Origin of the sequence: Enterococcus sp. AZ194, assembly GCF_051713825.1 — a bacterium.
Lineage (GTDB): Bacteria > Bacillota > Bacilli > Lactobacillales > Enterococcaceae > Enterococcus_K.
This window is the reverse complement of record NZ_JBIOQR010000001.1, coordinates 833,653-859,864: the sequence shown is the minus strand read 5'-3', so window position 1 is coordinate 859,864 and position 26,212 is coordinate 833,653. Positions and strand designations below refer to the sequence as shown.

General features: G+C 39.1%; 17 protein-coding genes. 1 reads left to right on the top strand and 16 read right to left on the bottom strand.

Translation table 11 applies throughout. The annotated features are described in order from the left end of the window. Position 1: 1 nt before the first annotated feature. The 6 genes from IGI37_RS04045 to IGI37_RS04020 all read right to left on the bottom strand — a co-directional run bounded on the left by IGI37_RS04045 (position 2) and on the right by IGI37_RS04020 (position 7,758). Positions 2-904 (bottom strand): carbohydrate ABC transporter permease, encoded by a 903-nt coding sequence (locus tag IGI37_RS04045; protein WP_438760153.1) that lies wholly within the window; start codon positions 902-904, stop codon positions 2-4. Between the two features lie 62 nt (positions 905-966). Then, positions 967-2,256 (bottom strand): extracellular solute-binding protein, encoded by a 1,290-nt coding sequence (locus tag IGI37_RS04040; protein ID WP_438760152.1) that lies wholly within the window; start codon positions 2,254-2,256, stop codon positions 967-969. 322 nt (positions 2,257-2,578) lie between these two features. After that, positions 2,579-4,261: a ribonuclease J gene (locus IGI37_RS04035; RefSeq protein WP_438760151.1), complete on the bottom strand. Its 1,683-nt coding sequence runs from the start codon at positions 4,259-4,261 to the stop codon at positions 2,579-2,581. Positions 4,262-4,279: 18 nt separating this feature from the next. Continuing rightward, entirely contained in the window at positions 4,280-5,152 is an 873-nt protein-coding gene (gene dapA / locus IGI37_RS04030; protein WP_438760149.1) for a 4-hydroxy-tetrahydrodipicolinate synthase, read from the bottom strand. Between the two features lie 23 nt (positions 5,153-5,175). After that, the gene (locus IGI37_RS04025) at positions 5,176-6,228 is read right to left on the bottom strand and encodes an aspartate-semialdehyde dehydrogenase (RefSeq protein ID WP_438760148.1); all 1,053 of its coding nucleotides are present in this window, start codon (positions 6,226-6,228) and stop codon (positions 5,176-5,178) included. Positions 6,229-6,513: 285 nt separating this feature from the next. Further along, complete coding sequence (locus IGI37_RS04020) at positions 6,514-7,758, bottom strand: glycosyltransferase (protein WP_438760147.1); 1,245 nt, start codon at positions 7,756-7,758, stop codon at positions 6,514-6,516. 318 nt (positions 7,759-8,076) lie between these two features. Here IGI37_RS04020 and IGI37_RS04015 point away from each other — a divergent pair, with 318 nt between their 5' ends. Further along, a complete protein-coding gene (locus tag IGI37_RS04015; RefSeq protein ID WP_438760146.1) occupies positions 8,077-8,541 on the top strand; it encodes an S-ribosylhomocysteine lyase in 465 nt (154 codons plus the stop codon). A gap of 203 nt (positions 8,542-8,744) precedes the next feature. Here IGI37_RS04015 and rsgA read toward each other — a convergent pair whose 3' ends face one another. From rsgA to IGI37_RS03965, 10 genes are all read right to left on the bottom strand, one after another. After that, positions 8,745-9,716: a ribosome small subunit-dependent GTPase A gene (gene rsgA / locus IGI37_RS04010; RefSeq protein WP_438760145.1), complete on the bottom strand. Its 972-nt coding sequence runs from the start codon at positions 9,714-9,716 to the stop codon at positions 8,745-8,747. Between the two features lie 359 nt (positions 9,717-10,075). Further along, positions 10,076-10,285, bottom strand: a complete 210-nt coding sequence (locus IGI37_RS04005) for a CsbD family protein (protein WP_438760144.1) — start codon at positions 10,283-10,285, stop codon at positions 10,076-10,078. 72 nt (positions 10,286-10,357) lie between these two features. Further along, positions 10,358-10,960, bottom strand: coding sequence for an alpha/beta hydrolase (locus IGI37_RS04000; protein WP_438760143.1), 603 nt, complete (start codon positions 10,958-10,960; stop codon positions 10,358-10,360). Between the two features lie 168 nt (positions 10,961-11,128). Next, positions 11,129-12,163, bottom strand: a complete 1,035-nt coding sequence (locus IGI37_RS03995) for an aldose epimerase family protein (protein WP_438760142.1) — start codon at positions 12,161-12,163, stop codon at positions 11,129-11,131. A gap of 209 nt (positions 12,164-12,372) precedes the next feature. Then, the gene (locus IGI37_RS03990) at positions 12,373-13,854 is read right to left on the bottom strand and encodes a helix-turn-helix domain-containing protein (RefSeq protein WP_438760141.1); all 1,482 of its coding nucleotides are present in this window, start codon (positions 13,852-13,854) and stop codon (positions 12,373-12,375) included. 193 nt (positions 13,855-14,047) lie between these two features. Further along, the gene (gene yfcC, locus IGI37_RS03985; RefSeq protein WP_438760140.1) at positions 14,048-15,787 is read right to left on the bottom strand and encodes a putative basic amino acid antiporter YfcC; all 1,740 of its coding nucleotides are present in this window, start codon (positions 15,785-15,787) and stop codon (positions 14,048-14,050) included. A gap of 384 nt (positions 15,788-16,171) precedes the next feature. Then, positions 16,172-22,840 carry a SpaA isopeptide-forming pilin-related protein gene (locus IGI37_RS03980; protein WP_438760139.1) on the bottom strand — a complete coding sequence of 2,223 codons (6,669 nt, stop codon included), beginning with the start codon at positions 22,838-22,840 and terminating at the stop codon, positions 16,172-16,174. A gap of 195 nt (positions 22,841-23,035) precedes the next feature. After that, positions 23,036-24,067, bottom strand: coding sequence for a glycoside hydrolase family 76 protein (locus IGI37_RS03975; RefSeq protein ID WP_438760137.1), 1,032 nt, complete (start codon positions 24,065-24,067; stop codon positions 23,036-23,038). After that, a complete protein-coding gene (locus tag IGI37_RS03970) occupies positions 24,068-25,321 on the bottom strand; it encodes an ABC transporter substrate-binding protein (protein WP_438760136.1) in 1,254 nt (417 codons plus the stop codon). Positions 25,322-25,337: 16 nt separating this feature from the next. Next, the gene (locus IGI37_RS03965; RefSeq protein WP_438760135.1) at positions 25,338-26,204 is read right to left on the bottom strand and encodes a carbohydrate ABC transporter permease; all 867 of its coding nucleotides are present in this window, start codon (positions 26,202-26,204) and stop codon (positions 25,338-25,340) included. Positions 26,205-26,212 lie beyond the last annotated feature (8 nt).

Genomic DNA, 26,212 nt, shown 5'->3' with positions numbered 1-26,212 from the left:
TCTATCCCCCTCCTTCTCCAGTCACGTCTTCATTAGTGAATCGACGTAAAATCATTGAAATCACAAAAATAAATAGCGTCAATAATACCGCAATTGCCGAAGCATATCCCATCGTCCCAAAGGTTTTAAAGGCATATTGATAAATGATTAAAGACAAAGTTAGTGTCGCATTGTTCGGTCCTCCTGAACCACCTGAAACGATATACGTTTGGTCAAATAGTTGGAAAGTCGAAGCCAATCCCACCATAATAATATAATTTGTTACTGGAACAAGCTGAGGGATAGTAATTCTAGTTAACCTTTGAAATGCATTCGCCCCATCAATTTCAGCTGCTTCATACATCGTTTTTGGAATATCTTGTAAACCAGCTAAATAAATTGTCATAAACATCGGAACGGTCGACCAGACATTCATAACAATGATTGCATACAAAACAGTTGAAGTTTCATTTAGAAAGCCAATCGGATTATCCAGTACACCAATTTGTAGGAGTAATTTATTAATTGGTCCATTAATACTAAATAAAAACATAAAAATCATCGTTAAAGCCGAGCTAGAGGTGAGTGTCGGCAAAAACAACAACGTTCGAAATCCATTTTGAAAACGAATTCCTGAATTCAAAACAGACGCTAATAATAAAGCCAGTAATGTTTGAGCTGGAACCACTATCACAACATACTTCGCCGTATTCTGCAAAGCGGTCATCACACGCGGATCTTTTAGTGCGCTGATATAGTTTCTAAGTCCAACAAAATCATAGGAAGCTTCTCCAATTAGAGAAACTTTATTAAAAGATAGATAAAACGAATAAATAACTGGTAGCAATGTAAACACGGCTAGAATTATTATAGCAGGAAGTGAGAACATAATACCTTGAAGCTTCTCCTGACGATCTTTCTTCATAATACACACCTCTCTTTTAAAATTGAGCAATACGCTTAAATACGCATTGCTCAAATCCTTCTTCATTTCACTTGATTCTCGATATCTTGATTCGCTGATGTTGTTGCTTCTTTCATTGCCTCTTCTAAACTCATTTCTCCTTTTAACGCAGAAGGAATCATATTCTCATAGCGAGAAGTAATAATAGTTAAATAATTTCCATCTTGCCAAGGGGTCGCATAATCTGCTGCTTTTGCAAATGGGGACATAATTTTATCTGTATCAATCTTCAATTCTTCTGCAACAGATTTTCTTGAAGGTAATACGGATGCTTCACTTGCATAATCCTTCATCGCGTCATGCGTTAAATGACTAATCAATTCCCAAGATTCTGCTTTGTTTTTTGATGCAGAATTCATTGAATAGCTTACAGTAAATACCATGTTGCGATGTTCCCCATTTAAGATAGGTAATTCTGTCACGCCCCATTTTAAAGCTGGAAAGTTCGTGTTCAAATGCGAGACCATCCATGCTCCTTCATCTGATAGAACCGCTCCCCCTCGACCAAATGTATCTCCAGCCCAGCCATCACCTAAATCTTCTGGTGTACGGATCAATCCTTTATCGTATAAATCTAGTAATGGCTGTAACGCTTTAATCACTTTAGGGTCATTTAGGTTAGCTGTGCCATCTTCTTTTGTAATCTTCCCTCCATCTGACTCAGCTATATACATTTGTCTAGCAAGCAGAGCAGAAAAAACCATTGGTTGAATATCTGGTAATTTTTCTTTAAGGGTTGTCAAAAATGGCTCTAGGCTATCAAAATCTTTTGGTAAATCAGCAGAAGATAATCCCGCTTTCTTTAATAAATCTTCATTGTAATAAAACCCTAAGGTCGAGTAATCTTTGGGGACACCATATTGTTTATCATCTGCTCCTTTGAACCCATTAAAAATCGGTTCATAAAAATCAGCTTGATCAAAATCGGATTGTTTGTCAATATAGTCATTCAGCGGTTCAAGAACCCCTTGACTAGATAAACTAGGCAAATTAGAAACATCAACGTAAAAAACATCTGGAGCAGTTCCGCCTACTAAGTCGGTCATTAATTGTGTATCATAATCATTGTAAACTTTTTCTTGAACTTTGATTCCCGTCTTTTTTGTAAATCCTTCGAAGGCTTTCTTTCGAGCTGAGTCTTCACTTGTCGAATCACCTTTCCAGAATCCAACAGTCAGAGTGACATCACGTTTTCCTGTATCATCCCCACTGCCTTTCGTTTTATCACCTTTACCATTTCCACATCCTACCAAACTAAATAACAGCCCCACAGCCAACAACGAAACACCAACACATTTAAAAATTTTTGACATTTCTACTCCTCCTGTTTCTGAAAGCGTTTTATTTTCACTTTTATTATAATCCGAAACGTTTCGGATATCAACGGATTTCATTAAATAATTTAATTTAGTAATAAGAATATTTATATGGCAGTAATCTATATCATTAAAAAATAACAATAAACGAAACATCTTTGTCGATTAACTACCTAGTCCAAATGAAAACTCTAAAAATATACTCTTCTATAAAACTAGGACAACGTGCGCTCGAACTACCAGACCACCATGTTTGGTACAGCCCAAAAACCTCCCCATCCGCTACTATCCTAGCTAGCGTTTGGAGAGGTTTCACTGGTTAATTTTTAGTGCGTCTTCTTTGAGTTGCTTCCATGATTACAGGAAGAATCACTGGACGACGTTTTGTTTGGTCAAACAAATAGCGACTTAATTGATCGCGAATATCTTGTTTTAATTTACTCCATTCAAAATCATCGTTTTGTAGATGCTTCTCAACAATTTCACTAATCATAGATGAGCTTTCTTTTAGAAGATCTTTACTAGTCTTCACGTAGACAAACCCTCTTGAAGTGATTTGAGGAGCAGAAACAATTTTCTTCTCACGACGGTTAATTGTAACAACTGCCACAAATATGCCATCTTCTGAAAGAATTTTTCTATCTCTCAAAACAATATTTCCAATATCACCGACACCTAGCCCGTCAATCATGACATTTTCCGCTGGTGTACTGCCTGACATGCTCATACGTCCTTGTTTGTATTCAAGGATATCGCCACGACCGGTGATAAAAATATCTTTATAAGCCATTCCAATCTCATGTGCCAAATCAGCATGAGCCGCTAGCTGACGGTATTCTCCTTGAATTGGGATAAAATATTTTGGCTTCATGAAGTTCAACATCAATTGTAATTCATTTGGGTTGGCATGTCCTGAAACACGTAAGTTCTCAGAAATTTGCTTAACATTTCCACCTGAACGATAAATCATATCCTCTGTTTTAGCCACAGTTGTTTCCATCGCTGTTGTTGGTGTTGTTGTAATGTAGACTAAATCACCCTTCTCAATTTTGAGAGAACGATGCGTGCCGTTCGCCATTTTTTGTAATGACTTGATTGGCTCACCCATACGACCTGTTTCTAAAATCAATAACTCTTCAGGAGAATAGTTTTTCATTTCCTTCAACGTAACGAATAGGTCTTCGCTTGGTAATTGTAATTTTTCTAAGCGCATCGCTGTTCGAATAATTCGTTCAAAATCCTGTCCCGTCAAGACAACTTTTCGTTCTGATTTGTAAGCAGCATTTAAAACTTGTTGGACACGTTGTAGATTACTTGCCACACAAGCGACGATAATTCGTCCTTCCCAATAACGGATCGTTTCCAATACTTCATCAGCAATCTGCAATTCAGAAGCAACTGGTGTTGGATTTTCAGCGTTCGATGAGTCACTTAATAACGCAAGCACGCCTTCTTTGCCAATCTCAGCTAACCGACTATAATCCGTTTGATACATTGGAATAGCTGTTTGATCAAATTTGAAGTCACCAGTATACACGATGCTTCCTTCATTGGTCTTTAAGCTGATCCCGACAGAATCTGGAATCGTGTGTGTCGTTCTGAAAAAGCTGACACTTGTTTCACCAAAATCAATCTCTGTATGCTCATCCACTACATGAAACTCTTTGAAATTTTTGGTTTCTTCATTACGACTTACACTCAACTTAGCAAGCTCAATCGTAAGTGCTGTTCCAAAAACAGGAACATTTAGTTTTGAAAGGAAATAAGGCAATGCCCCGATTGCATCCGCATGTCCATGAGTCAAAAAGACCCCTGCCACGCGCTCTGCATTTTCCTCCAAATACGTAAAATCTGGAATGACAATGTCAATTCCTAGTAACTCGTTCTCAGGGTATTTTAGCCCACAATCAAGAACGAAAATATCTTCTCCTACCTCAGCCACGTACATATTCTTGCCGTTTTCTCGTACGCCGCCAAGAGGAATTAGTTTGATGGTACTCAAACACGTTCACCTCTCGCTTTATAAATTTAAAATGCTTAATATCTGCTCTTTTTCTTCTTCTGTACAAGCAACAAGCGGTAGGCGTAGACCTCCAACAGGAATCCCTAATTCGTTTAACGCTAATTTGACAGGTGCGGGTGAAGGCACTGAGAATAAAGCGTTGACTTTCGGTAAATACCCTCGTTGAATTTCTGCAGCAGCTAAAACTTTGCCTGCAGCCAATAATTGAAACATCTGATGGATCTCGTTACCATAAATGTGAGAGGCTACAGAAATAACTCCTTGTCCTCCCAATGCTTTCGTTGAAAAAGCCAGACCATCCTCCCCTGTATAGATCAGAAAATCTTCTGGTGCTTTCTCAATCAGCTCGGTAATAGCATCCATACCTGAACATTCTTTAATGCCAATGATGTTCTCAATCTCAGCTAAACGTAAAGTCGTCTCTACCTCAAGACTTGCAACAGTCCTACCAGGTACATTATACAACAAAATAGGTAAATCGCTTGCTTTGGCGATTGCTTCAAAATGTTTGTATAACCCTTCCTGATTCGGTTTATTATAATACGGGACTACCGCAAGACCTGCATCGATTCCATCCATGCTGGCAATTTCTTTGACAAAATTGACAGAATCTCTAGTATCGTTTGTACCCACACCACAAATAATTGGCACACGTTTATTCACGATTCGAATGACCTCTTCAAACAAAGTAATCTCTTCATCATGTGTTAATGTTGGTGACTCGCCGGTTGTACCCGCTAAAATAATGCCATCTGTATGACTCCCTAATAAGTGTTCGACCAATTTTGGTAGCTGTGAAAAATCAATTTCCCCGTGTTCATCAAACGGCGTAACCATTGCCGTGATAATTGATGCATTCGTTAATTTCATACTTAATTCCTCCCGAAAAACAATTAAACTCTTACCAAATTCATTTCATGTAACGTTTCAGCAATCTGAACAGAATTCCACGCTGCGCCTTTTAGCAAATTATCCGAAACAACCCATAGATGGAAGCCATTTTCTACATCAACATCTTGACGAATACGACCGACAAATGTTTCTTTTTTGCCTGTGCTTGTTAAGGCTTGTGGATAAATCTGTTGACTTGGATCATCTTGTAAAACAACGCCTGGTGCCTTCTCCATCAGTTCTTTGATTGCTTGAACTGATGTCTGTTCTTTTGTCTCAATATAGATCGATTCTGAGTGCCCCATAACGACAGGAATTCGCACACAAGTAGCAACTACTTTTAGCGTATCATCAGACATAATTTTTTTGGTTTCGCGAATCATTTTCCATTCTTCGTTGGTATAATCCTGCTCACCAAAAACATCAATCTGAGGTAATGCATTAAAAGCAATTGGGTAATGTTTCTTGTCTCCTCCCGCAGGTAAAATCTTGGCAGTCAACTCGTCAGCTGACTTATCTGCTAGGTAGTCCTTAGCTTGTGTTTTCAACTCTTCAATCGCACTCGCTCCAGCGCCAGAAACTGCCTGGTAAGTAGAAACTAAAATTCGTTCTAGCCCGACAGCTTGACGGATAGGCTCTAAAGCCACCATCATTTGAATCGTTGAACAATTAGGATTGGCGATGATTCCTTTGTGTTCTTTTAGTACTTCTTTGTTAACTTCTGGCACAACTAACGGAACAGCTGGATCCATTCGGAATTGGCTGGTATTATCGACAACTACCGCTCCTCGTTTGACCGCTTCTGGTGCAAAGATTTTTGAAATCCCACCACCTGCACTAAAGAGCGCAATATCAATTCCTTCAAACGATTCTGGCACGAGCTCTTCAATCGTTAATAATTGCCCCTTAAATGGTAATTGTTTGCCAGCAGAACGCTTAGAGGCTAATAATTTTACCTCTTTAATTGGTAGCGTTGTCTCTTCTAGCATCTCAATCATTTTTGTTCCTACCGCTCCTGTTGCCCCTACAACTGCAACATAATACCCTTTTTCCATTCTAACACCTTCTTCATTTTTTCATAGAAACATACTTTTCTCATTTTACCACAATTCCGATAATTACTATAGGCTCAGTTCATATTTTTCATTTGCGATTAATGAAACTTAAAAATCTGCCTATCGCTGTATATTTTGTTGTGCTGAATAAACGTTTAGCACGGAAGTAACTTCATCAAAAATAGAAAAAGGGCCTGAAACAACTGTCAGAAGACACTCGTTCCAGACCCATGAATTGTATATAAAAATGGCTCTCTAGCTAGATATTTCTTCTCCACCAGAACCTTATCTAGTCGACCAGCCTGTTCTCCAAAGAGTCAACAAAGCATAAATTCTTGCGACAAGGATAAAAAAGCCATAGATAAAACTATATAACGTTGACACTAAATACAAATGCCACCCATACTGTCTAAACCTTATTGCGTTGACTAGGGAGACTAAGACTGAGTAAATGACCCAAAACAAAATAATCTCAATAGAAACTGGTATACCTGTTGTAAATCCTATGTATATTGATATCACTAAATTGACTGCCCATAAGTAGGCTTCTAACATCTGGTATAACAACAACATTGGTTTTTTCCAGCAATGTCTAATCGAATAAAGCGATTGTAGATAAGCTGATTTTAGCCAACGTACCTGCTGCTTAAAATACTTCGGTAGCTTCTCTGGAACCTCAGTATAACAAATCGCTGTGTTTTGATAGACACTATCATATCCTTTTTGCTTGGAGATATCGGTTAACAATCTGTCATCACCGGCCACACACTTGATTCCAAAAAAACGTTCCTTCTTAAAAGTGTCTAGTGCTTCTTCATCAAAGATTTTTTTACGATGCATGCTCAACGCGCCTGAAGCTACGACAACACTCTTAAAGAGACTTTGCGAAGCTCGGCCTACTTCAAAAGCATTAAAGTAGATGATTTCTTGCACCCGTGCTAAAAAACCTGCATTGTAATTTCGAATCATAATTTTCCCGCAAACCGTTCCGACTTTTTCATCAGCAAATGGTTTTCGTAATTCTTCAATCGCATTTTCCTGCAACTCTCCATCAGAATCTAACATTAGGAGCAGTTCGTTCTTTGCATGAGTAATCGCCCAAAGAATTGCTGCTTTCTTCCCCTGGTTTTCTTCAAATCGATGAACAACAATTTCTACCTTCGCATGATTGTAAGTGGATAGATAATCAAAACATTCTGTATTTTGGCTCCCGTCATCAACGAAAATAATCTCATCTACCAAAACCGTCTGCTTCATCAATGAATCAATTGCTTTTTCGACTGATTCAAGCGTTTCGTTGTAACAAGGAATAATCGCTGTAATCCCCTGCTCAGCAATCTTCGAATCGACTGGCTTATAAAAAAATGATGTGACAACTTTAAATAACAAATAGCCAAAATTAACCGAGAGTAATACTTCAAACCATTTGTACGCATCATTTCGGTAACTCTTAAGCCAAAAAATAGCAACAATCAAAGCAACAATCAACACTACATTCATCAAAACGTTCGTTTTATATATTTTTCTCATAAACATCTCCTAACTTGAAACTCCTCATATGATAACATTTCCCCAACAAATTATCAATATACTCGCTATTAATCCGAGATTTCTCGCTTTAACAATAACGAATAAATCCATGCGGAACGAGAGGATGGGATTCAGATAGATTAGAAAAAAGAGTCTTTGTCAAAAAAAAAGCAAATTTTCGAATTTTCTTCCAAAACTCAATAAAAGTTATTTTTTTCTCAACGATTATCACTAAAAAAACCTAATCTTACAACCATTGAAAGAAGACAAAGTTTTTGCTATAGTAACGTTTATGAAAGAATTTTAGGAGGAAACAACATGGCACGTGTAGAAAGTTTCGAATTAGATCACAATACAGTAAAAGCCCCATACGTTCGTCTCGCTGGGACTGAGACAAACGAAGGCGCATTGATTCAAAAATATGACTTACGTTTTTTGCAGCCTAATCAAGATGCCCTTCCAACGTCAGCTATTCACACACTTGAACACCTTTTAGCTGTCAACCTTAGAGATTACGTCAAAGGAATTATTGACTTATCCCCAATGGGTTGTCGAACAGGATTTTATTTAATCGTTTGGGGTGAACATTCACCAGAAGAAATTCGCGATGCGTTAAAGGAAGTCTTAGAGAAACATGTCGTGGGAACAGATTTTGTTCCTGCCGTCTCTGCAAAAGAATGTGGCAATTACCGCGATCACTCGCTATTCTCTGCGCAAGAGTACGCCAAACAGGTACTTGAGGCTGGCATTAGTAGTGACCCTTTTAAACGCTTATTAGGGTAAGAGAAAATTGGGTAGCTTAAAAGATAAAAAATCACAAAAAAACTAAATTTCAGTTTTTTTGTGATTTTTTGTATAGCTAATAAACTTGCCTTCTATCAAAAAAGCCTGAACGCCACCAATGACGTGTCGTAACATCATCTATGGCGTTCAAGCAATTCATTCATTTACATTTTTGATTGTACGTATATTTATTGTTCGAAAGACTATTTTTTTCTTGATTTTTTGTTTTGTAGTTTCTCTTTATATTGCTGTCGGCGTTCGTTATGCCGTTTCTCAGCTTCTAATTTCCGATAATTTCTTAGTCGATCCGGACTCAAGGTTCCCTCTTTAATTGCCTGTTGGACCGCACATGAAGGCTCTGTCTCATGTTGGCAGTCGGTAAATTTGCATTGGTGTGTTAATGACTCAATCTCCTCAAAAAATGAGTGGTTCTCTGAAAAGCCAGTAACAATACCGACCTCTCTCATGCCCGGAGTATCGATAATACTACAACCATTCTCCAAATAAAAGAGTGTCCGACTCGTTGTGGTATGTCGGCCTTTTGAATCCTCTTCTCGTATTTCCTTGGTTTCTTGGCGAGCAGTTGCCAACAATTGATTCGTCAGCGTCGATTTTCCAACACCAGAGCTTCCGACAAAAACAACCGTCGCCTCAGCCGTCAAATAATCAGTCAATCGTTCTTCAATAGGCAAGAACTGGTTGATTGAAATAACTGGGACCCCCATCGTCGCTTCTTCAATCCTTCTAAGCTGCTCGACAGTTTCTTTTTCTGTAATTAAATCCGTTTTTGTTAATAAAATCACTGGATTCGCTCCACTATCCCACGCAATATACAGGTAACGCTCTAAACGAGGGAGATTAAAATCGTGGTTGGCACTCATACAAATAAAAACTGTATCGATATTGGCCGCAATCGGTTGACTATCAGAGGTCATACCAGCAATTTTACGTGTAATTAGCGAATGTCTTGGCCTAATAGCCGAAATAAGAAATTTGCCCTCATCATAGACAGTCCCTTCTACCCAATCTCCAATTACTGGAAAATCTGAAGGCACCTGCGCTTGTCTTTGAAAATGACCACTTACCGTTCCAATCAATTGTTCATTTGTTTCCATTCTGACAAAATATAAATTTTTTGTTTGAAAAACGACTCTTCCTTGTTGCAATTTTTCCATCTATTTCCTCCTAAAATTTGGAGGTTTTCTAGCTAGGAGAAACCTCCATTATGTTGGTAAAGCTTCTTGTGTTTTTCATATGACATTTCCCCTTTCTATAATAGAATTCGTTTTCATTATAACAGGTAAAATTGATTGATAGATAGTAAAAATAGATTTTGAGGTTTCGTATGCCTTTTTTCAGAAGCAATTTCTTGTGTCAAAGTATACGTATAAAATTGCGCACGCAAAAAAAAGAGGGTGGAGGCTGGGACATAACTTCATACGTTATGTCCTAGCCTCTCTTTATCCGAATAAACGGTGGGTACAGAAGCACCCTCTTTTTGGTATTACTTATCGACGGTTCCTGTTTACCCGTCTTATTTTGTAAATTTATCTTTTAAATTTTCGAAGCCTTCTTTTAAGTCATCGCCCAAATCTTGCGCCTTTTCTTTTAAATCTGCACCTAAGGATTGAGCTTTGCCTTCTAACTCTTTGCTTTTATCATCGGCCAATTTACCATATGTTTCTTTTGCTTCGCCAACAACTTTGTCTTTTAAATCATTCGCTTGTTTTTCTAAATCTGCCATTTCAAAAACCCTCCTTTATTTGATAAATCAAGCATAGCATGATTCAATCAAAGAAACAAAAGGAAGGCATTTTTATTTTTGTGTATGCTGCTCTAACCATTTTTTTGCCGCCGTCAGCTCAGGCATTGCCACCTGGTGACCTGTTTTTGTAGTTTCAACCGTCACTGCTGCCCCACGCTTCTGCAAATCCATTACCAATTCTTCAAACGTTGCCTTCTCAACAATTGGATCTCCCTCGCCAAAAGATAGCCAAACTTGTTTATCAGATAACTCTATAATGTTTTTTTCGCCACCCAAAGACATCGGATGTAAAAAAAGCCCTTTGTTCAGTTTGGTTTCGCTCGTTAAAAAGAGATGCGCAGCCAAATTCGCACCGTTTGAATACCCGACAATAACCCAGTCCTCCAAAGAAAAGCCTTTTTCCTGACTGATTCGGGTGATTTCTCCCAATAATCGCTGCCCCTCTTCCTCCAAGCTCTCATAGTCAAATTGATTCAACCCATTTCTCTTAAAAAAACGGTTCATTCCTTGCTCTTGAACTGCTCCTCGAAAAGAAAGAATGGTGCTCTCTTTATCTAAATAACGGGCAATCTCCACTAATGATGTTTCATCACCACCTGTGCCATGCAACAACAATAAAGGCTGGCCTTTTCCTTTTTCGAATAAATACTCCATATATTGTGCACCTTCTTTTACTTACTTATTATAAGTTGGAAATACCACGTTTCCAGTTAGTCGACAACTATTCCGCTTGGCAAAAGACTTTTCACCAATCCACCACAGAAAAAAGACGCCTAAAACACACGATTCTAGACGCCTAGCTCTTTATTCAACTGGTAACTCTTATTCAGAAATAACCTTATAAACCGTTTTTGAAGTAAAAACTTCATTTGGTTGTAAAATAATATGTCCGAAGCCCTCAAACTCAATCGCACCTGGCATCACTTGGGTTTCTAACGTAATCCCACCATGGTGAGCCAGCTTTTGACCACGCATAATCGGTGCCTTTTCACCAAACTGAGCTGTAAAAATTACAACAGATGGTTCTGTTGTTGATAGCTCTACTCGCAAACGATTGTCAGGAGAAATAATTGTCGCTTGTGGAGCAGGCGCCTCTTTTTCAAACACAAACGGGTGGTCCAAGCCGTCCACGAGAACGTTTTGTTGATAATCTGCTTCATACGCTTGGGTCATTTTTTGAGCAGCTCGAAAATCAAACGGCGTTCCTTCGACCGAACGAATCTCACCAGTCGCTGTCGTATCATCGCCTACAACAACAAATCGATCTGCCGCTACTTGCAATTGATGCGTGTCCGTTGCCTGAGTCACATCACCTGTCAAATTAAAGTAGACGTGATTCGTTGGATTAAATAAAGTCGCTTTATCTGTTTTAGCTTCATAAGCCAATTGCCAATCATTTTCATTCGTTAATGTGTAAGTTACTTTGACCTCTAAGTTTCCTGGAAAACCTTTTTCACCATCTGGACTTGTGTAAGAAAAAATCGCGTGCACGCCCTGTTCATCGATAGCTGTTTCCGTTGCCCAGTATACCTCTTCAAAACTGTTCGGACCTCCATGAAGAGTATTGCCATGTTCTTTTTGTGTCGCAACTTGATAAGATGTTCCATCAATTTCAAACTGACCCTTAGAAATTCGACCAGCTACACGGCCAATCGTTGCGCCAATATAAGTATCTTTCTCCAAATATTCTTCTGCCGAGTCAAAGCCTAACACAATGTTTTTTTCACCTGTTTTTGTAGGCACTTTGAAGTTTACCACTCTTGCCCCAAAATCTGTCACCTCTAGTTTGTATCCGTTGTCATTTTCTAAAACAAACAATGTAGCTTTTTCTCCAAAAGGTTGTTGACTAATCTTCATTATTTCCACCTCAACTATCAAATTTACATCTAGTTTACCACATTTTACTAAATATTTTACTTCTTTTTTCAAAAAAATTTAAACTTTCTCAACACTCCCTTCTGAACCTTCAAAATTAGCAGCTGTTAAAATCACGGAGACACTCCCTTTTATCACCTAACTAAAAATCGTAAGCTTCGTTCTCCGACAGAAACGAATCACTTACGATTTTATTTTTTTGCTTTTTCATTTTTACTTTTTACCAACTGGTCAAATTCTTCTCTCAAAATCAACCAGTCTCTTGTATTTATCTCTGAGCGAACAAAAATGGTCTTTTCAAGCTCCGTTCCTTGTATAGGAAAATTGGCAATCACAATGTCATAGTCCTCTTTGGATGAAACAAATTTCAAATCATATACCTGACCAAATGAAGTCGCCAATTTTTCTTTAATATGCTCCTCGAAAACTTTTGAAGAATCTATCTCAATCGCTACTACTAACTGCTTTTCTTTCTCCACTAGATTCAAATACTTCAACGCAATTAGCGCATATCTTGGAAATAGAAATTCTTTGTTAATAAAGGTTTCTTTATACGTTGAGCGTTGCAGTAAGGTGAAAAAGTCCTCTAGCTGCTTATTAAAAATGGGCAGCGTTTCCTTTAACTCATCTGAATACTGATAATGCGGAATAAATTTAATATCATGACGAAGTAGGTATGTCCGATAATGGCAACGAATCAGCTTTTGAAGAAGCTCATCCTTCTTGTCTTCTGGAAACGTCAAGTCAAAAAAATACTCAAAGGAAGAAATCCAAAATTGACTCACCTGATACATTGAGGTATTTTGTTGTCGATGCTGAAGTAACACACTATTCCAAGGCTGGCTATGATCTTCAATACCAGGGGTAATCTCTAATACAATCAAAACGGATAGAAATTCGGATTCATTTTGCAAAACTTGATTTCCAAAATAAAATCCCCCAATCACCTCTTTTAAAGAAGAATATAAGGTGGTCGTCTTCATAAACTCACGTAGAGCTGGCTCGAGATTGATGGCATGGCCCTGCCCTCTTCGAATCGTACTAATCGCATAGAAATAAGCAAATTTTTCTTTTGCACTTGGACTAAACGACAGTGATAGTTTGGTTTCCATCGCTTCAACCATGTGTAAAATATTTTCTCTGACAATTTGCGGAAACGGCCATTTTACGCCACGGAAAATCGTCCAATACAGCTGAAAATAAAAATGTCGGACATCTTCTTCTTTTCCTTCAATCGTCCGATCAATTAAAGAAATTTTCAGTTCCTTTTCTTTTAAAAAGCTGTTTACTTTTCTAATCTTACGCCTCATAGAAGAATGGCTAACGAATTTTTCTTTACAGAATTGTTCAAGTGAAACAAATTCATTGAATAACAACTGCTCTACCAAATTAAAAATAACGTTCTCTTCTAAAATAGAGAGATAGACATTCTGTATACTGAAATGCCTGCTTCTAAAATACTCAATTTTTTGATTGCTGACCTTTAAGAGAATATCTTCTGGTTCAAAATACGTATTAATTTGAATTTCTAACATCTCGAGGTATTTACGAACCGTATTCCGGGAATGCTCGGTCTCTTTGGTAATTCCCTCTATAGTATACGGAACGAGTTGACGATCAATTCGCTCTAGAAGCTCTAATTCGATTCGCTCATTTGCCTCTAACCATACCATTAAGCATCCCTCCTTTTAGGTAGATGTACTCATTTTGATTAAACCATTATTCAAATAATAAGTAAAATGATATAAACTTTTTTATTTTTTTGAATAAATTTACGCAAATTTATTCAATTCTGCAAAAAAGCCCCGCCCATTCGTGAACCACAGCTCACTAAATCGACGAAGTCTTTTTGGTTTTAATTATAAATTATTGTAAGCCTATCGCTATCGCAATCATAATAAAAATCGTTCCTAATATAAACAAGAAAGCTTGCATCTTGATTTGGAATTTCGCCCATTTTGCCCATTCAATTCGAGCAACACCTAAAACCCCAATCAAACTTGCTGAAACGGGAGTGAAAGCATCTACGAAACCCGCTCCTAATTGATAAGCTAATACCGCAATCTGTCTTGGTACACCCACCAAGTCCGCTAACGGTGCCATAATTGGCATAGTTAATGCTGCTTGACCAGAGTTTGAGGTCACGACTAAATTGAATAAACTTTGGAAAATATACATAATCCAAGCACCAATCATCGCCGGTACTCCCGTTAATAGGCTACCAATACTGTGCAAGATTGTATTCAACGCAGACGGAACATTAGCATCTGAACCACCTAAGACTAGGAGGATTCCTTTCGCCATCCCAACCACAATCGCCGTCCCGGCTAAATCTGCTGCGCCCGATTGAAAGGCCGTCGCAATATCATTAACTTTCATCTCATTTAGTTTGAAGATAACCGCTATAATTCCGGCTAATAAACCCATCACAAAGAATTGAGAGGCAATTTCTGGAATATAATAGCCCTTTTGCGTAACTCCCCAGACGATCCAAATTAAAACAGCTAACATTTCCACCAAAATCAATTTGTGACCCAAAGTGAAGGCAACTTTTTCATCTGAGGTTTTCTTAATATGATCTCTGAAATATTGATCAGATTTGTGTGTTAAGGATGCTTCTGGATTCTTTCTGACTTTCTCCGCGTAAAACATCATATACGCTGCAGATAATCCTGTAACAACGACCCACATAATTAAACGGAAAGTTGCTCCTGACAATACAGGAATTCCGGCAATCCCTTGGGCAACCGCCACACTAAATGGACTCATCCAAGACGTCGCATTCCCAATTTGAGAAGCGACATAAGTGACGGTGACCGCGACTATGGAGTCATACCCCAACGCAATCACAAACGGAACCATAACCATCGAAAATGGAATAACTTCCTCAGCCATCCCAAACGTTGCACCCCCGAAAGAAAAGGCAAAGAACAAGAGTGGCAAAGCTAAACGTTCAAGTCCTTTGGTGCGGCTAATAAACGCAAAAATACCTGCATCAATTGCCCCAGTTTTCATAATGATTCCAAACGAACCACCCACAACTAAGATTAGCGCAGCAATCCCGACCGCCGATCCGTACTTATCTCCTGAGACTAAGCCTTCAAATATGAAGTTTAAAAAGCCGAAACCATTAAAATCATCCGTTCCCCAGATTTTTGCCGTTTTGTGAAGCTTTTTAGATGTATCATACATTTTTGTGCCGTACGCATCATATAAAACATCATCCGTTAGTGAAATTTCATCCAGCTTCTCTTGCGTTAAATTCTTTTCTCCATCTGAAAGAACCGCTTCTAAGCCCTCTTCAGGAACCTCTAGTGTACTCATCTCATCCGGATTTTTTGCCAAGTCTTCTAATTTATCATAAACAAAAGCTTTGTCTAGTGGATAATCATAACGAAATGAATCCTGACGAAGAACGGTTCTCGTGCTAGTCTCCCCATTAGCATCCTTATATTCAATTTCTTGCGTACTAAATTTCCCTGCTGGAACTAAGAATGTTAAGATCCATGCAGCAATAACCACCCCAAAAATAATCACATAGGTGTGCGGCGTTCGCATTTTGGTGAAATCTTTTTTCGACTTCACTTTTCCTACTTTTTCTTTCATTTTCTGTTTCCCCCTACCCTTTTCTATATACAAAAAATAATTGCGTTTTGCATAAAAACTCAAAAACCATTACAAATTATAGCATGATTTCTTTGTCAAAAACATAGGATTTCAGTAAAAATTTTGAATTTTTAGCAATCCTACAATTGTTTGGTTTTTCTTGACAAAAACTTTCACCCAACCTCTCTTACTGTATCTTAACCCGTTAATTCCCTGACCAAAATAGAAACCAGTCGTCAGAATACCGTCTATAAAAATAATTTACAGTCTAGCCCGCAAGCGACACTAGAAAGAGTCCGAACAACAAACAGAAGGCCAAAAATCATCCAACGATTTTTGGCCCTCTAGTTTATCTATTCGGTTTGATTCGATTCAGAAACTGTCCTAAAAAATTTCTTTATCTCTTTTTTTCCTTCGCCAAATGGTTAATCCTGCAACCACTAGAATCATCAGACCACCATAAATGATAAGTGTTCCATTCGTTTGCTCATTCGTTTGAGGTAGGAAACGAGAAATACCTGATTTTTTCCCTGGTAGACGTTTGCCTGTCCCACCATTCTTAGGCTTGCCAAGATCCTCAGGTTTTTCGGGTTTCTCAGGAGTCGGTTTATCTGGCTTCTCTGGTTTGTTTGGTTTCTCTGTCGGAACCGGTAATTCTTTATTTACGAACAAACCGGCATCCTGAACAGCTGGCTCATTTTCTGCTTTTGCTTCTATTGTAAATGAAACAGGTTTATTATTGAGCGCATATCCTTTCGGTGCCTTGACCTCAACAAATTGATACGTTCCCGGAGCCAAGCCGTCAACCATTACTTTTCCTCCCACATCAGAAATGAGATTCGCTGCTACTACCTCAGCGTTTTGATCAACCACTTTGAATTCTGCACCCGCCAATGGTTTTTCTTTCGTATCGACTTTAGTTAAACTAGCTACACCGCGATAATTAATAAAATGCTCGCTAATATTCACGACATCTGGTTTCCCCATATGAGTGGCTTCAATCGCAAAGTTGATTCCCTTGGTGTTGAGAATATACGTTTCTGGTGCCTTCACTTCCACTAATTGATAACTTCCTGGAGATAAATTCTCTGCTCTCACCACGCCATTTGCATCTGATACGATCTTCTCTTGAACGATTTTCCCTTGGCTGTCCACAATAGCAAATTCCGCACCCGATAAGGCTTGGTCTGCTTCGTCAACTTTGGTCATGATTACACTACCTTTATAATTCACCAGCTCGCCTGTCACACGCAACGCCTCTTGCCCATTGGCCTCATTAGGAATCACTACTTCAATTGGTTCAGTATTGATGATATATCCTTCTGGCGCCTTGGTTTCTACTAGATAATACGTTCCCGGTTTGATTCCTTGTGCCAAAATGTGGCCCTCAACTGCCTGCAATTCGGTAGTCGCATTTCCCTCTCTATCAATGACCGTGATTGGCTCACTTGCGTCTTTAGTGTTTGATAAAACGAAGGTTCCCCCTGCAAGAGGTTCCTGTTTCTCATTGACTTTTGTTATATCCAGCTTGCCTCGGTAGTTTTCAATCGTACCCAAATCAAGAATATCTGGTTTTCCTGACTGTTCAGTAATTTCAAATCCACGCTCAGTCAAGTCTCTCACATACCCTTCTGGGGCTTTCGTTTCAACTAATAAGTAGCGCCCTACAGGAAGACCTGCTGCATAAATTTGTCCTTGTTCATCAGAAACGACTGTCTCAGAAGGCTGTCCTGTCTTATCCGTAAAAGAAATAGGACCCGCGCCTTCCTTCCCCTCTTCTGTTTGTTCATAAATTTGAAACTCAGCACCGGATAGACCGGTTTCAGTCAGCTGATCACCATCAACTTTTTGACCAACAAGCTCTGATTGATAGTTCTGGAATTCAAAATGATCGACTGCTTCTTGGACATCTGAGTCTACCACAAAATAAATCGGTTGACTGTTGATAATGTAGCCAGGTGCCGCTTTGGTTTCCACTAGTTTATAGTAGCCTGCCCCCAAATCCTCAATAGGTAAGTGACCCGACTCAGGAACGATAACCGTTTTTTCAAATTTTTCTTGCCCATTTTCTATCGTCATCAAAGCAAACTCAGCACCGGCAACGGAACCATTCTCTCCTGTTTTTTGAATCTCCGCTCTTCCCTTGAAGTTTTGGAACTGCCCTTTATCAATCCGAACTGGTTGATTGTCGGTTTTGTTCGGAATTACCACTTCAACAGGATAAGGATTCATCACATAATCCGTGCCATCCGCTAATTTAGGCGCTTTGGTTTCAATTAAATAATAGGTACCTGGAGCCATTCGTTCAAAACGAACCTGACCATCTTTACCTGAAGTTGTCTTATCTACTTCATTCATCTCCTTGTCATATAGAGTAAACTCGGCTCCTTCTAACGGTTCATTGGCTGTATTAACCTTCTGCAGAATGACTTCACCAAGATAGTTTGTCAAGGTGCCTGCAAAAACAACGGTTGGTTTCCCATTGGCGACCTTTGGAATACTAAATGCCGTCGCCTTTGTGTTTAAAATGTAACCAATCGGGGCTTTCGTCTCAACAAATTGATACTCCCCTGGCGCTAACCCTCTAACGTTCACTTTCCCATTCATATCTGAAACGAGATTTTCTCTGATCGTTTGTCCCGTCTTATCAATCACTTTAAAATGAGCATCTGATAAAGGCTTCTTATCCTGATCTTCCTTTACCAACTCGGCGGCCCCTTGATAATTGATTGCTTGGCCACCCGTTACGATTGCGGGTTTGCCTGCTGCTTTCTCATCAATCGTGAAAGAATAGCTTCGTGTATTCAAGATATAACCTGTTGGTGCCTGTGTTTCAACAAAAGCATAAGTCCCTGGTGCCAATCCTGTCACTGAAATTACTCCCTGACTATTGGATTTTAGCCCTGCTTGAATCGTTTTTCCTTTTTTGTCAATGACTTTAAATTGTGCCCCGGCTAACCCTTTGCCTTCTTCGGAAACTTTCATTATTTTCGACGTTCCTTTATAATCGACCATCTCCAGCTCAACTGTTGGAATCTGGTTTTTCTGATTCCTTGCGACGGTAAATTCTAGTGGGGTCGTATTGAGCAGATAACCTTTAGGTGCCTGCGTCTCAATCAACCGATAATCACCCAATGCCAAACTATCAATCACCAAAACGCCTTGTGCATCTGTCATAAACAAGCCTACTGGAAACCATAACAATCCCTCTTGTTTCTCCAACCGGAAAAGTGCATTAGCTAATCGTTCCCCCTGCTCGCCCGTTTTTGTCAAAATAACCCGATTCGGTGTATTAATGATTGCAACAGGTTGAGCTGTACTGGAGGAGGTCTCTGCAGTGATTGATACGCGACGTCCATGAACTAGCTCATCAGGAATCGTGTAGCCAGTCGGTGCCACTGTTTCTACCAGCAAATAATCCCCTAACTGTAAATTTCCAAACGTAATTTTGCCATTTGCATCTACTTGGCCTTCACGAAGAACCTGTGATTTAGTGGTGTCCCACAACTGAAAATAAGCGCCCGTCAAAAAACTGATTTTGTCTCCAGCAATCTTTTGAAACGTAATTTTCCCTTTCTTTCCTGAAGCTGAACCGCCGCTATGGTCGATGGAAACTGTGACTTCTTTCCCACTGGTATCAGAGACTGTTTTTTCTCCAGCACCCGTTACCACTGCTTCATTTGTGACCTTATCTTGGCTACCCGTCGCAGAAGAATTTATCAACGCTCGGTAATTCATCATATATGCTGTACGAATCTCATGAAGAAAGCTTACCTCTATCGTTTGTTCACCTGTCACATTATCTGTGTTTAGAACCAGCGAATAGTCAGTGTCACGGATTAAACGTTTCTCTTTATTAACTGAGATTGTCCCATCCACAGCAACCATCGTTTCGTACAGTTTGATAGAAGCTTCGTCCACAATTTGATTGGCAGACGGTTTATCGACGACTGTCACATTCTTTAAAACAGACTGAGTTGGATTAATCGTCAAATGCCAGTTGACGTAGTCAGGGCTCTCTTTGTCTTGTTCTCCCGCCTTTTGGATGTGTGCGCCACCATTTTTGACTGAAACCTCACCAATTACGTCCCTTTTTTGCCCATCATTTTCGTAGGTCGCCTGATTGTCATAATGACTTTCTATCTCAATCACTTTACCTTCCAACGACGTCTCAAACTCAAGTAAATACGTATGCTGACTTTCGTTAGGAAAATGAACCTCCACCGTCTGATTATTACTTGCAGAAGGCTGAATAATTGAAGGCATCTGCTGATTATCCGGTTCTTCATCTAGTTTGGTTACCGTGCCGTCTGGATTAGTAGTCGCCTCATAAACCTGTAAAGAATCTGCTACATACGATTGATTATTTAAGATTGGGTCAATAAATACTGCGTCCTTCAATAAATTGCCACTCAAATTGACTGCTGTGGTCCATTTAATTGTTTTTTTCTGCGCGTTATACGCCCCACTTTTTTGGGCATTTAAAGAATATGATGGATTAGGTTTGAAGGTATCTTTGTCCTCTGAGTGACGAGACTCACCTGTTTCTGAGATCCAATCCGCGCGAATATCATTTGTAAAATGATCAAGTGCTGAATTATTGGGATCAATCAACTCAATATCAAAATTAGTTGTATAGGTTACGGTAAAGTCGGTATTCGTCGGATTATAGGCTCCTATAAACTTTAACACGTAGCCAGTTTGTTGCCCCTCTTGATTAACCGTTGGCTCCACTTGATAATCCACGCCCTGTTTTAATACCTTGCCAGTTGAACTTTTGACCGTCATTTGATAAGCCGTTAAATCGACTGTTTTTTTCAATTCAAGACCTGGTACTGGTGAAAAAGTATCCGTCAACGTCAAATCAAACATTTCATAATGATTTTTATTCACTTGGATAGTCCAATCAACGGTCTTATTCTGATAATCAATACGATCTTTGATCAATGACTTATTCACATTTTGTTGATTGGCAGTGCCTTTGCCTGTGCTTGTTTCCCCTGTACCGACTGAAACGTTATTCTCAATATCAGTCGGCTCAGTAATAATACCGTTCACTTTTGTTTTATAAGTGACCTTATAAGCATGATTTACCTCATGTAAAAACTTGATTACAAAGCCGTTCCCCGAAGGATTCTTGACTAACTCATAATCCGTACCCGCAACTAATGGTGTAGCCGCTTTAATCTCTTCCCCTTTTTCGCCAAACACAATTGGATAAATAATCGGATCTTCTGACAAGCTCATATTGGGGCTCATCTCATCTTGAATAATAGCCTGTTCTTTCGGTACCACTTTTTCACCATAATTATAGTGAATCTCCCAAGAAAATTCTTGTTTCGTTGAGCTATAGCCCGTCTTCTTTTTCTCAACCATTTTACCAAACGTATTGGTGACCGAAGCTTTTGCATCCAACCCGTCCGGGCGTCCTTTATCCGTCAACGTCGCGGTATTAGTGAATGTCACTTTCCCACCTTGCTTAGGAATTGCACGTTCTTCAATACGGGTCACATAGTCAATCCGATAAGCATCCGTCACTTCCCCTTTGAAGTGCGCATTGCCATTACTATCCACCGTATATTGACTGTCGGGCACCTCTTCACCCACCTGTTTCACCGTACCATCAAAATTCATCACTAGTTTATACACCTTAACGGATTGATAGATTAGCCCAACTGGCCATTTTTCAGAAATAACAGGATTGTCTAACACATTCATCGCTTGGTTAAAATCAACCTGCCAAGCCACTTCAGTCGGATTAGGCGTTCGATCAAACTGACCTTTTTTCGCAATTGAAGTCTTTGTATTTGGCTTAATAACCACTTCTACCGGTGGAATTTTATCCTCGGTTGGAAAAGTGATTTGATAATCGCCCGGTCCGTCAATCTGCACACGGTTAAACTCCGTGCTAAAGTCAAAAGTCCCCTCTATATCAATTTCTTTTGAGACTCTCTCATTAAAAACAATGACCACTTGACCTGTTTTATCTATAGTATAGCTCGCATACGCTTCACCAGCTGCATTCGTTAATTCCCCTGTCTGACTCTTGACCGGAACCACACCTTCTGGTAGCTGAAATGTAAAATGATCTCCTGCTTGAATTTGTTTTCGAACGACTTCTGGAATTGACCATTCATAGTGAATTCGAACCTGCGCATCAACAGGAACTGTGCCCTCTAGCTGCTTCCCCTCATTATCATAGAAGGTCACTTCTGCCTTATCTAAAATTGTTCCTTGACCGTTTGGAAAATAGGTCCGAATATCCATCCCTGATTCAGCTAGCCTACCTGCTTTGTTCGTTGGATTTTGTTTCTCTTTAGTGGTGGTTGTTTCAGTTTGTTCTGAAGAGTCCTCTGTCTCAGTAGGAACCTTCAAATCTGTTGAACCCGTCGACTCTGCTATAGCTTGAGCTGCTGTTGAGCTAGTTGTGTTCGTTTCCTCGGAATCACTGGAAATAGAAGCACTCGATTGATTTAGGTCGCTTCCCTCACTCGAAACAATTGCTTCGGAGTCTACCTCGGAGTCGTTGATTCCCTCTTTTTTTGTTTGCGACTGATTCGTTACTGATGTAGTCTCTTCAGCTTCGTTCGTTGGGTTGTCAAGAACCGCTCTCTTAATGCTATCTGGTAAGACCACTGGAATCTTCTGCCCATCCAATAAAAGAGTTAAACTCTTACCCAAGGTTTTTCTATCAATCGCTACTTGAATAGAAAATTCTCCATTACTTTTCTGCTTTAAATCTATCCGCAATTGATCAGATGTAGTCGTATAAGTTGCTCCACGAATCCCCAATGATTGGCTTTCCTTAGGAAGAAAGTGAGTTGCTTCAGCAAATGAGAGCGTCTTTTCTAGCTCATCCTCACCAGGAACCACAGTCCCTTCAAGAGTCAAGTGTGCTGTTTGAGCATCCACTGCACTAACCTTCGCGCTTTTTACAGTCATCGTCGCTGGATTTTTTGTCTGAGCAATCGCCAAAATAGGCAAAAATGATTGCGTGAAAATCAGTAACGTCATTAAGCTATAGATGATTTTTTCAATTTTTTTATTTTGCATGTTTAACTCCCTCCTCACCCAAATTATATGAAGAAACTTCCACCAGCTCCAATGATATACACTTTAAATTTCAGGAGTCGTTTTCTTCAAGTCAAGCAGCCTTTCGATAGTAAAAAGCTCTCCTTGACAGCTCACAAAAAAGACAAACCTCACGAATAAAATGTGGTTTGTCTTTTTTATTTGATTTATATTTGATTAATCTAAACCGGCTGCACTTTCTAACGCCATCACTCCACTAAGCTCATCTGACAAGTAGATACTCTTTGGTAAATCCTTTGTCAACCAATCACGATACGCCAAAATTTTGCCAGAGTTTGAAGCATTTTCAATTAGAATATCGCAACTATTTTCGATAAATGATTTTATAAACTGCTCATTTGTTTCTTTGTATAAAAGATGTAAATAACGATAGAGGATTCCTTTAAATAATCCGATGTCTCCCCCATCTCCTTGATCGTCAAAGACCCCCTCTTTTGTCAGCGTATCAATTGCTGTTTTGGCACAGGTTAATGCTTTTGACAGATAAGTCTTATCTTTTGTTACTGAATAAAACTCTAACAATGCGCCGATATACACTCCTTGATTATAAGTAAAGCGCCATTGAGTATCAATTTCTCCGTCATTATTTCGATTAATCCCGTCCTCCGCAAACTGAGTGTCTGGCTGAATTAGAGTCTTTTGCAGCCACTCCAACGTCTTTTTACTAGTTTCTATATAAATTTCCTGTGGCTCTATTTTGTACAAGCGCATAGCTAACAATATGATTGGCGCATTGACCGGTGTGTTTTTGTAAGTCATCTGCGTCCTTTTCCAGGCGAAACCGCCACCCATCGTTTCATTCCAAGCAGTATTAAAAATATCCAAGCAAACCTCCTTCGCATCTTCAAAATACACAGTTTCGTCGGTGATTTTGTACAATCTTAATGCAGCAAGAGCATTCCAGAGCATATCATCATAATATTCATGTAATAATGTGCCCTTGTTTCTCGATTTGTTGTATTGATATGTCTCTTTGGCCATCTCTAAATATTTTTCGTCTTTCGTTCTCAGATAGGCATCTATTCGAATATCTACCAAATGAGCTAACCACCAATAATTAAATACTTCATTCTCTTTTTCATCAGTTAATGGATATACGTTATTCATAAATTGTTTCTCGTCATTTGACTTATAATAAAAATCTAAACTTTCCTGTGCTACATTTGCATATTGATTATAATTTGTCATTTATTTTCCTGCTTCCTCTTTCAGAATTTTATCCCCTTGTTCTTGAGCTTTCTCTAATCCCTCATTTATCGATGATTTCCCTGAAACAATATTTTCCAACTGTGGAATAAGTGCTAACCCTTCTACATCTGAGTAGCCTGCGACGGTTGGACGGATTTTCGCAAAGTCCATCGTTTCTATGAACGCTTTATATTTTTCATTTTCTGTAAAATATTTATCTTGTGCAGCTACCTTATTTGCAGGGAGCCAATTGGAAATTTTTGCAAATTCTACGCCATTCTCAGGCTTGGTTGTCCACCATTTTATGAAGTCCCAGGCACCTTTTTGATTTTTAGCCGTTTTAGGAATAACTAAGCCGAAACCACCTGTTGAGGCCCCTTTGTCTCCATTTGGTCCAGTGACAGGAGGAACAATACCATAGTCAAGTCCGTCTACTTTATCATAGTCAGACAACGCCCAAGGACCGTTATATGCCATCGCAACCTTGCCTGCAGCAAAAGCATCAGAACCATCATTAAATCCTAATTGATATACTTTTTTATCATTTAACAATGTCTGCCAATACTCCAGAACAGCTTTACCTTCAGGGGAATTAAAACTTGTTTTTGTTCCATCCTGACTTACGACACTACCACCTGCCTGTTGAATCCAGATGTTAAATAAGCCTACATCATCAAGTGAAAATCCGGCTTGAACTAACTTTTTACCCTCCCATTTTGTTGTTTTTTCAGCCGCAGATAATAATTCATCCCAATTTGTTGGTGGCTCAACTCCTGCTTCTTTTAACAGTTTCTTGTTATAAAACAGTGAGCGATTATCAACTAATAAAGGAATCCCATACTGCTTATCTTTGTAGTTCATTTCTTTAACAGTCTCTTCATAAAAATCATCTAACTTAATATTATCTTTACTAATCAAATCATCTAAATCTAATAAAGCATTTTTTTCGGCATACATCCCTGTATTAAAACGATCCCATAAGATGACATCCGGGATTTCCCCACCAGCCATTCCTGTTAACAATTTTTCTTCTACATTATCCTGTACTTTGTAGGTTACTGTATATTTCTCTTGACTATCATTATATTGCCCAATCAATTCGTTTAATTGCGCTACTTGATCACCACTCCAGGAACCCCAAAAAGTTATCTGCTCTTTTTCATTTCCTGAGCTGTTCTGCTTTCCATCACCACCACATGCAGAAAGGACTAGTAGACTGCCAATCGCGATAAATCCTGTTATCCATTTTTTCATCTTTCATTCCTCTTTTCTATTTTATTCCTGCCTCAGCTAACCCTTGTACATAATTTCTTTGAACGATGACAAACAAAACAAGTACAGGTAGCGTTGCAAGGATAGTGCCTGCCATTAACGGACCATAATTGGTATTATAGTTATATTGAAACGCAGCTAGACCAACTTGAACGGTTTTCATTTCATCGGAATTTAAGACAATCATCGGCCACATAAAGGCGTTCCAACCTGCTTGAAAAGTCATAATTCCTAATGTTGTAAGTGCGGGCTTAGCTAGAGGTAAATAGACAGTCCAAAAAATTTTGAATTCGCTAGCGCCATCCATTCTTGCACTCTCACCTAATTCTTTTGGTAACTGCTCAAAAAATTGTTTCATAAAAAAGATTGAGAAAGCTCCGGCAGCACCCGGCAATAGAATTGCCCAATAAGAATTAATCAAGCCAAGGCCACCTTCACCAAATAAATTGTTTCCGCCTGCTAATGGAAAACTTCTCAATACCATAAATGTTGGAATCATTGTCACAATACTAGGAATCATCATGGATGAGAGAAACAATAGGAATAAACTCTTCTTCCCTATAAATCTTAGTTGCCCAAAAGCATAACCCGCTAGTGAACCAAAAAAGAGATTCGTCGCCACCCCACCCAAAGCTAAGATCAGTGAGTTTTTCAAATACCTTTGAAAAGGCATCGTTTGAAATACTTCTTTATAGTGATCTAGCGTGAATTGCTTTGGAATAAGATTCATTGTGCCACTCAAAATTTCGCTATCCCCTTTAAACGATGTCGAAATCGTCCACAAAAAAGGGACGACAGTGGTCACACTTATCAATACAACTGCAAAATACCATAGGCTTGTGTGTATATGTTTACTTCTCCTCATGGAACCCC

Excerpts from the sequence above, each read along its gene's own strand:
- IGI37_RS04040 (WP_438760152.1), bottom strand. The coding sequence starts at position 2,256 with ATGTCAAAAATTTTTAAATGTGTTGGTGTTTCGTTGTTGGCTGTGGGG.
- IGI37_RS03965 (WP_438760135.1), bottom strand. The coding sequence starts at position 26,204 with ATGAGGAGAAGTAAACATATACACACAAGCCTATGGTATTTTGCAGTT.
- IGI37_RS04020 (WP_438760147.1), bottom strand. The coding sequence starts at position 7,758 with ATGAGAAAAATATATAAAACGAACGTTTTGATGAATGTAGTGTTGATT.
- rsgA (WP_438760145.1), bottom strand. The coding sequence starts at position 9,716 with ATGGAAAAATTGCAACAAGGAAGAGTCGTTTTTCAAACAAAAAATTTA.
- yfcC (WP_438760140.1), bottom strand. The coding sequence starts at position 15,787 with ATGAAAGAAAAAGTAGGAAAAGTGAAGTCGAAAAAAGATTTCACCAAA.
- IGI37_RS03970 (WP_438760136.1), bottom strand. The coding sequence starts at position 25,321 with ATGAAAAAATGGATAACAGGATTTATCGCGATTGGCAGTCTACTAGTC.
- IGI37_RS04000 (WP_438760143.1), bottom strand. The coding sequence starts at position 10,960 with ATGGAGTATTTATTCGAAAAAGGAAAAGGCCAGCCTTTATTGTTGTTG.
- IGI37_RS04015 (WP_438760146.1), top strand. The coding sequence starts at position 8,077 with ATGGCACGTGTAGAAAGTTTCGAATTAGATCACAATACAGTAAAAGCC.
- IGI37_RS03990 (WP_438760141.1), bottom strand. The coding sequence starts at position 13,854 with ATGGTATGGTTAGAGGCAAATGAGCGAATCGAATTAGAGCTTCTAGAG.
- IGI37_RS04025 (WP_438760148.1), bottom strand. The coding sequence starts at position 6,228 with ATGGAAAAAGGGTATTATGTTGCAGTTGTAGGGGCAACAGGAGCGGTA.
- dapA (WP_438760149.1), bottom strand. The coding sequence starts at position 5,152 with ATGAAATTAACGAATGCATCAATTATCACGGCAATGGTTACGCCGTTT.
- IGI37_RS03995 (WP_438760142.1), bottom strand. The coding sequence starts at position 12,163 with ATGAAGATTAGTCAACAACCTTTTGGAGAAAAAGCTACATTGTTTGTT.
- IGI37_RS03980 (WP_438760139.1), bottom strand. The coding sequence starts at position 22,840 with ATGCAAAATAAAAAAATTGAAAAAATCATCTATAGCTTAATGACGTTA.
- IGI37_RS04005 (WP_438760144.1), bottom strand. The coding sequence starts at position 10,285 with ATGGCAGATTTAGAAAAACAAGCGAATGATTTAAAAGACAAAGTTGTT.
- IGI37_RS03975 (WP_438760137.1), bottom strand. The coding sequence starts at position 24,067 with ATGACAAATTATAATCAATATGCAAATGTAGCACAGGAAAGTTTAGAT.
- IGI37_RS04045 (WP_438760153.1), bottom strand. The coding sequence starts at position 904 with ATGAAGAAAGATCGTCAGGAGAAGCTTCAAGGTATTATGTTCTCACTT.